Raw genomic sequence first — 6,363 nt, 5'->3', positions numbered from 1 at the left:
TTGCTGGTTGAGCTTGTTTTTTTCGATATTGACCCAAACATTGAAAGTTATGGACAATGTCAGACCAGCAATTACTACATAAAACATTCGGCGGGTAGGTTTCCCTAAAGCATCCATGTTCATATCCCCTTTCTTAATTGGCTTTTCTACTTGGCTCGCGATCCATCATAGGAACAATTCCCCGGCGTTCCAATATCTTATGAATGAACAACCGTCCCTTTTGAGTCCATCGCGTGTTCATTGTTACATCTGGATCGCCATTGCTCCGTGTGATATCAATCGTTTCCGACTTGGTATATCCCTCACTATGATGCTCGCGGTAAAGAAGCCATTGCTTATTTTGCTTGTATTGCACCTTCTCTTCGTGAAGGATTAAATTCAGTGCCTGTCCGCTCATTCCGTAGTCCTTGGCAATCTGCGTAATCGTCACAGTGCCTTTAGACTGTAATATGCGGTCAAGGTAGCTTATCTTTGGTTCATACTCTGCGATTCGCTGCTCCAGCATAAGCGACTTGGTTTCTAGTGCCTTCTTTTCTTTCTGTTCTTCAATCCATCGTTGCGCCCTAAAAATAGGATCTTCTATTGCATATGATGGTTGGTTTGCATTACGCTCCATTTCGTTAAAGCGTTTGACATACATTGCTGTGAACAGAATCCCTTTTTCTCCAGTGAACTTATTTGCAAGAAACTCGCAGCCCATCTTTGTAAGCTCGTAACACTTGTTTACCTTTCCAGATGCATCTTTGTAGCTTGATTCAATGAAATAATCACTCACCACAATTTTGTTGTCAGTAAAAGTTTGGATGATACCCTTCACCTTTTCCGTTCCATCTAGCTTTCTCAAAACTTCCCAATGGCTGATTTTCATCATTCCTGCGATTTCAACACTACTGATTGTGGAGCGATTAAATTCTTGTAATTGATTCATATCCTTTCTCCTTTCATATATTTTCCTTTCTGCTAGAATGAAAGTTGTCTAGGCTTGTCTACTTATGAAAGCCTTGCGGCTCTCATGTGACTTTTGCTTGATTACTAAGAATAATTGCCCAGCCGGCTAAATGATAATTCCGCAATACTTTTTGTATTTCTTCTTCCGATGTGACAATGTAATCATCACAAATCTTAATCACCGTATTGCCTGAGTAGTATGTCTCCACAACATTGCCTTTCTTAATCCTCTCATCTGCCACAGGTACATCACCCCTGTAACCATGTGTATGCTTTATTGCTTGTACACTCATCTTACCTCCGCTACTCAATTTAATTTGATATTTGGATATTTTTAATGCGCATACCAAATAAAACCGCAAATAGTAGTTGCGCAACCGAAATTTATTGTATATAATTTGATTCATAGGACATAATACAATATAATGCAAATTTAATTTGAGTCAGAACTATAAAAAGACGGTTCATTTAACTCAGGAAACAATTCATAAACAGACGCGCCTAAATAATTCGAAATCCTAAACAACAACTTTGTACTAGGATAGGAGCTGCCACTCTCTATCCCCCGCAAATGAGATTCAGTTATTTTAAGGTCACCTGCTACCAAACGTTGAGTCCCTTTAGCTTCCCTCAACTGCTTGAGATAAACTCTGTCTGTGCTTTTTTGATGGGCATCTTATCATTTCACCTCCTTGTCGTCCATTATACAACTCAAATATAATTTGTGCAACTACTATTTACACAAATTTATTTTGTCCTAAATTTGTTGTGAACGGAGTGTCTTAAATGGACAACCTTGATTCAATTGGTAAACGTATTCGTCACCTAAGGGTTAAAAACAAAATGACCCAGGAACAACTAGCCTCATCTCTTGAAATGAGTCCTGCGAACATTTCTAGTTATGAAAGAGATAAAAGCATTCCGCCAAGCGATACTCTTTCTACTATTGCTGATATTTTACATACAACAACTGCATATTTATTGTTGAAGACAGACAACCCTGAATTAGAAAATAAAAAATCCATCATCACTCAAAGTAACCTTATCCCTCTTATCGGTTCAATCTGTGCTGGTAACGGTATAATTGCAGACGAACTAATTGAAGAGTACATAATGTATCCTTTCCACAAAAAATCCATACCAGACTTTGCTTTACGTGTACAAGGGAATTCGATGATGAACGCAGGAATCCATCATAATGACATCGTCTACTTGAAGAAAGCTAATTGGGCCGAATATAACGGACAAATTGTAGCTGTGATCGTAGGTGGCGAGGAAGGTTCATTAAAACGAATGCGTTGGAGTCAGAGTTCGCCTTATATTCATCTTGAACCAGAGAATAAAGATTATGAAACGTTAGAAGTATTGCCTAGCGATATAAGAGTATGCGGATTGTACATGGGGCACTTCCACATTCCTGAGGAGGGATATAATGAATGATACATATTGTCTTTATTTGCGGAAATCGAGATCAGATATAGAAGCTGAGGCTCGAGGAGAAGGCGAAACACTTGAACGTCACAGACGGATTTTATTTGATCTGGCCAAACGATTAAACATACATATTTCAAAAGAGTATAAGGAAATAGTATCAGGCGAGACAATCATAGAAAGAGAAGTTGTTCAAGATCTCTTACGTGATGTGGAACAAGGTGTTTGGACTGGAGTCCTTGTAGTAGAAGTTGAGCGACTAGCTCGTGGAGATACAGTTGATCAAGGCATTGTGGCACAGACATTCAAATATTCCGGTACAAAGATCATTACACCAACGAAAACTTACGATCCTAATAATGAGTTTGACGAAGAGTACTTCGAATTCGGTTTATTTATGTCTAGGCGGGAATTCAAGACAATTAATAGACGTTTGCAGAATGGTAGAATTTCGTCTGTTAAAGAGGGGAAATATGTTGGTAACAAGGCCCCTTATGGATATGATAGAGTAAAACTTATAAACGAGAAGGGTTATACACTTGAAAAGAATGAACGGTCTGAAATTGTTAAACTGATATTTGATCTTTATTGTTATGGCGAACCGGATAAAAATGGGATATATCACCGAATTGGTACGGGTAATATCGCAAAAAACTAAACTTATTAAAGATTCCTACTATTTCTGGAGGTCCATGGACAGTGCCTACAATATCCGCTATATTGCGTAACCCCGTATATTACGGAATGATTAAGTGGGGGTCTAGGCGGATTGTGAAAAAAAGAAAAGACGGGATCATATCAAAGTCTAGACCGCGCGCAAGTATAGAAAATATGGAGCTCTATAAAGGTAGACATGAAGCTATCATCTCTAAGGAAACATGGTTTATGGCGCAAGAAATACTAAGTAAGAATCCAGCAAAGCCTGTCCCTGATAAATATGTAATCAAAAACCCATTAAGTGGACTGGTTGTATGTGCCAAGTGTGGAAGGAAGATGGTTCGAAGACCACATCCAGGTGACTATCCAGATACATTAATGTGTCAATTACCACGATGCGGTAACAAAAGTTCATTCTTATATCTAGTTGAAGAAAAATAATTGAAGGTCTGAAACAGTGGCTATCATCTTATAAGGCACAATGGGACAGCATTAGGCCAGTCGAAGAAAAGCGAGTAGACACAACAACAGTTAAAAGATCAGCATTAACTAAGCTCGAAAAAGAATTGGAAACTGTCACAACCCAACTAGACAATTTAGATGACTTGCTTGAACAAGGGATATACACAGTTGAAAAATATATGGATAGAGTGCAAAAGTTAAAAGAAAAATAGGCGACATAAATAATTCGATCATTGTTGTTAAGCGCGATATTGAACAAGATTCCAAATACAAAGAGGCTAAACAACAAATCATACCTAAAGTTCAATATGTGATCGATACCTACTTTACTACAGACAAACCAGAACTTCGAAATGATTTACTTTTGTCTGTTCTGAACAAAGTCGTTTATTTAAAAGAGCGCGGTGGGAGATGGCACAATAAGCCAGATGACTTCGAACTCGAATTGCACCCAGTATTGCCGCGTCATCACTGATAACATGATGGCGCGAATTCCTCCGTGCCGATGTCTGTCAACAGCCCGATCACTTTATCAGGAATCGTATAACGCTGATTTAAATAGCGCAGCGCTGCCGCCAACTCTCCATCCGCCCCCCCGTACTGCTCCATTAACAGCTTCCCCATACGAGGATCACACTTGCTAACGCGTACTGGATATTGCAGCTTTTTCTCATAGATCCACAACTCCGCGTCCCCTCCCATTCACCAAGTTTCTCAGCAGTCTCTTGCCTACAGTTAAATTTGCCAAGGCCATGGTGTTGTAGCCCATGTCCACGGACAACCAGAATAAGAATGTCCATAGTTCATTAATGGCCCGTATTGCTCCTGAAAATGATGGGCGACCTTCATCCGTTCCGTTACGTAATAATTGAATTGCTGAATAGCCTGTAAATCTCCTGGATGAGTGTCCAAGTATAAATTTAATTCCAACAGTACAAAATCAATTACTTGCAGCTGCTCCAAGCTTCTGCGATATTCTTCGGTTTGAAAGGGATGTACACTCATCGTCAAAGTTCCCCCTCCCCTCGCTGCGTTCTGCGGGAATGATATGGACTGTATAGAGCAGGCCATAAGGTTCCACAGCGCAACGCCTGTTCTGGCGGGAACTGCGGAAGGTTGGGCGGCTGAAACGTAATAAATTGGTTAATGGGAACGACATATACCGAATAAGGCAGTGGTGGACAAGGATCACATGGGCTTCGGAACGGGACGTATACACGATCTTGCGGGATTGCCTGTTCCGTTGGACAACAACTGTTCCTCGCTTGCTGTTCAACCGGCGGCAACTCTCTTGAAGCTAAATTTCGCTGTAATTCGTGTTCCATGACACTCTTTGCGCCTCCTTGCTTTCATGTTCGCATTTCTCGATCTCTTACTTGTATGAAAGAATAGGAATGTCCCATGTACATAATTAAAGCCAAGGTGTGACAGATTTGAATTTTCTGTGCACCTTGGCTTGAGGAGCTGCGGGATATGTGTCAAAGTCTTATTTTTATACAAAGAAAAAGAAGTTCGGATTCTATCGTCTTGCATTCCCAGTGATTGCTCCTATCGGATTTGTGATCCCGTATATTGTTTGCGGTTCCCCAAACCGCTGCACAGTGCTCCGAAAGCTCATGCCGACTCGTTCAAGCAGCCTGCGGGAAGCCTTGTTTGCTGCCTGTGTTTCGGCTACTACCTCGGGCAGCCCCAACACGTGGAAGGCATGCTCAATCACGGCTGTAACAGTTTCTGTCGCGTATCCAGAGCCCCACCATTCAGGCAGCAGTTCATAAGAAACCTCCGTACTTTCACCGTCATGATGAAGATCCAGAGAAATTAACCCGATACATGCATTCGTTTGCTTTTCTCGAATCATCCAGAACGATGTTCCTTCCTGCGAAGCAAGCATTCGGTTGAAGCTGCCTTTGATCGCCTCCTCCTCTTTCCATGCCCCTCCAAGATATTTCCGCACCTCTTCATTGACATACAATTTTTTGACACCTTCATAATCTTCAGTGTCCAATGTGCTAAGTATACAGCGGTTCGTTTCAAGCAAAACGTTATCCTCCATTATGAATGTAAAATACGAATGATTATCCTATTAAAGGATATTTCATCTCCAAACAAAACCTCCATATCGAATTCGTAATTTATACGCCGTCTCTCATGCCAACCCGCTACATGCCAGAGAACCTATTCTCTTATTCTTCCACGCTCATCAGCCATCCTCTCCGCCGTGACCTTGACGCAGAAGCCGATTCACCGTTTCCCGCCTAACACCGATAAATTGACCGATTTCCTCTTGCGTCAATAATTCGGTAATAGGCATTTGCTCTGTATAACTGCGTAACCAAGCTGTCAGCAGCTGCAATCGTTCACTTGGGGTTCCAATGGTTAAATGATCTATGCGCTGCTGCATGAAGCGCAGCTTATCCTGAAGCAGCCTCGCGATGTCCAGCGCCTTGTCTGGTTGCCGCCGTAATCCTTCATACCACTCCTCAGCAGGAATTCGTTCTACTTCTGTCTTCACCATCGCGGTTGCTGTGCCATGGCATTCCTTCGGTGAAATCAACGAATGATGAGGGACAATTTCGCCCGTATATATGAGGTTGAATAAAATAATATTGCCATTCTCATGCAAGCGTGTTACTTTACATAGCCCGCTTATGATGCGGTACAAATATGTTCCGGGATCTCCTTGTCTAAACAATACCTCTCCCCGATGCAGTGTCATTCTCATCCCCGACTACCTCCTTATCTTATTTCCCGCTCTGTGTGCGAATGCTGCTGTATTCGTTGAGATGTCGTCCTTATTGTACCGATTTTCCATACTTTTGACTACGTATGCCCCTTGATATACGAATATTTGTTCGGTATTATGAA

10 protein-coding genes and 1 pseudogene are annotated in these 6,363 nt (G+C 41.4%); 3 read left to right on the top strand and 8 right to left on the bottom strand.

Annotated features, from left to right (window positions below; all coding sequences use genetic code 11):
* Positions 1-133: 133 nt before the first annotated feature.
* From PAV_RS16860 to PAV_RS33530, 3 genes are all read right to left on the bottom strand, one after another.
* The gene (locus PAV_RS16860) at positions 134-928 is read right to left on the bottom strand and encodes a phage regulatory protein/antirepressor Ant (RefSeq protein ID WP_005548322.1); all 795 of its coding nucleotides are present in this window, start codon (positions 926-928) and stop codon (positions 134-136) included.
* A gap of 82 nt (positions 929-1,010) precedes the next feature.
* Positions 1,011-1,241: a hypothetical protein gene (locus PAV_RS16855; RefSeq protein ID WP_005548321.1), complete on the bottom strand. Its 231-nt coding sequence runs from the start codon at positions 1,239-1,241 to the stop codon at positions 1,011-1,013.
* 140 nt (positions 1,242-1,381) lie between these two features.
* Positions 1,382-1,582 (bottom strand): helix-turn-helix domain-containing protein, encoded by a 201-nt coding sequence (locus PAV_RS33530; protein ID WP_081505762.1) that lies wholly within the window; start codon positions 1,580-1,582, stop codon positions 1,382-1,384.
* Positions 1,583-1,734: 152 nt separating this feature from the next.
* On the opposite strand from PAV_RS33530, the gene PAV_RS32450 reads away from it, so the two are divergent.
* Genes PAV_RS32450 through PAV_RS35635 form a run of 3 tightly spaced genes read left to right on the top strand, consistent with a single transcriptional unit; the run spans position 1,735 to position 3,477 of the window.
* Positions 1,735-2,388, top strand: coding sequence for a LexA family protein (locus PAV_RS32450; RefSeq protein ID WP_005548320.1), 654 nt, complete (start codon positions 1,735-1,737; stop codon positions 2,386-2,388).
* Positions 2,381-3,037, top strand: coding sequence for a recombinase family protein (locus PAV_RS35640; RefSeq protein WP_005548319.1), 657 nt, complete (start codon positions 2,381-2,383; stop codon positions 3,035-3,037). Before PAV_RS32450 ends, PAV_RS35640 begins: the two co-directional genes overlap by 8 nt.
* A 41-nt stretch (positions 3,038-3,078) precedes the next feature.
* Positions 3,079-3,477, top strand: coding sequence for a recombinase family protein (locus PAV_RS35635; RefSeq protein ID WP_005548318.1), 399 nt, complete (start codon positions 3,079-3,081; stop codon positions 3,475-3,477).
* 507 nt (positions 3,478-3,984) lie between these two features.
* Here the strand turns inward: PAV_RS35635 and PAV_RS16840 are convergent.
* The 5 genes and pseudogenes from PAV_RS16840 to PAV_RS16820 form a co-directional block, all read right to left on the bottom strand.
* Positions 3,985-4,182, bottom strand: a pseudogene (locus tag PAV_RS16840) (manganese catalase family protein); the annotation flags it as partial.
* Positions 4,183-4,233: 51 nt separating this feature from the next.
* Entirely contained in the window at positions 4,234-4,503 is a 270-nt protein-coding gene (locus tag PAV_RS16835; RefSeq protein WP_005548315.1) for a spore coat protein CotJB, read from the bottom strand.
* A 2-nt stretch (positions 4,504-4,505) separates the two neighbouring features.
* Positions 4,506-4,823, bottom strand: a complete 318-nt coding sequence (locus PAV_RS16830; RefSeq protein WP_005548313.1) for a spore coat associated protein CotJA — start codon at positions 4,821-4,823, stop codon at positions 4,506-4,508.
* A 194-nt stretch (positions 4,824-5,017) separates the two neighbouring features.
* A complete protein-coding gene (locus PAV_RS16825) occupies positions 5,018-5,536 on the bottom strand; it encodes a GNAT family N-acetyltransferase (RefSeq protein ID WP_005548309.1) in 519 nt (172 codons plus the stop codon).
* Between the two features lie 162 nt (positions 5,537-5,698).
* Entirely contained in the window at positions 5,699-6,220 is a 522-nt protein-coding gene (locus tag PAV_RS16820; RefSeq protein WP_005548308.1) for a Crp/Fnr family transcriptional regulator, read from the bottom strand.
* Between the last annotated feature and the right edge of the window lie 143 nt (positions 6,221-6,363).

The organism is Paenibacillus alvei DSM 29 (assembly GCF_000293805.1).
GTDB lineage: Bacteria > Bacillota > Bacilli > Paenibacillales > Paenibacillaceae > Paenibacillus_B > Paenibacillus_B alvei.
The sequence above is the reverse complement of the archived record's forward strand: the minus strand, read 5'-3'. Positions and strand labels throughout refer to the sequence as shown.

What these genes read in the sequence shown, in the direction of transcription:
- PAV_RS16860 (WP_005548322.1), bottom strand. Translation starts at nt 928, where the DNA reads ATGAATCAATTACAAGAATTTAATCGCTCCACAATCAGTAGTGTTGAA.
- PAV_RS16830 (WP_005548313.1), bottom strand. Translation starts at nt 4,823, where the DNA reads ATGGAACACGAATTACAGCGAAATTTAGCTTCAAGAGAGTTGCCGCCG.
- PAV_RS16835 (WP_005548315.1), bottom strand. Translation starts at nt 4,503, where the DNA reads ATGAGTGTACATCCCTTTCAAACCGAAGAATATCGCAGAAGCTTGGAG.
- PAV_RS16855 (WP_005548321.1), bottom strand. Translation starts at nt 1,241, where the DNA reads ATGAGTGTACAAGCAATAAAGCATACACATGGTTACAGGGGTGATGTA.
- PAV_RS35640 (WP_005548319.1), top strand. Translation starts at nt 2,381, where the DNA reads ATGAATGATACATATTGTCTTTATTTGCGGAAATCGAGATCAGATATA.
- PAV_RS16820 (WP_005548308.1), bottom strand. Translation starts at nt 6,220, where the DNA reads ATGAGAATGACACTGCATCGGGGAGAGGTATTGTTTAGACAAGGAGAT.
- PAV_RS32450 (WP_005548320.1), top strand. Translation starts at nt 1,735, where the DNA reads ATGGACAACCTTGATTCAATTGGTAAACGTATTCGTCACCTAAGGGTT.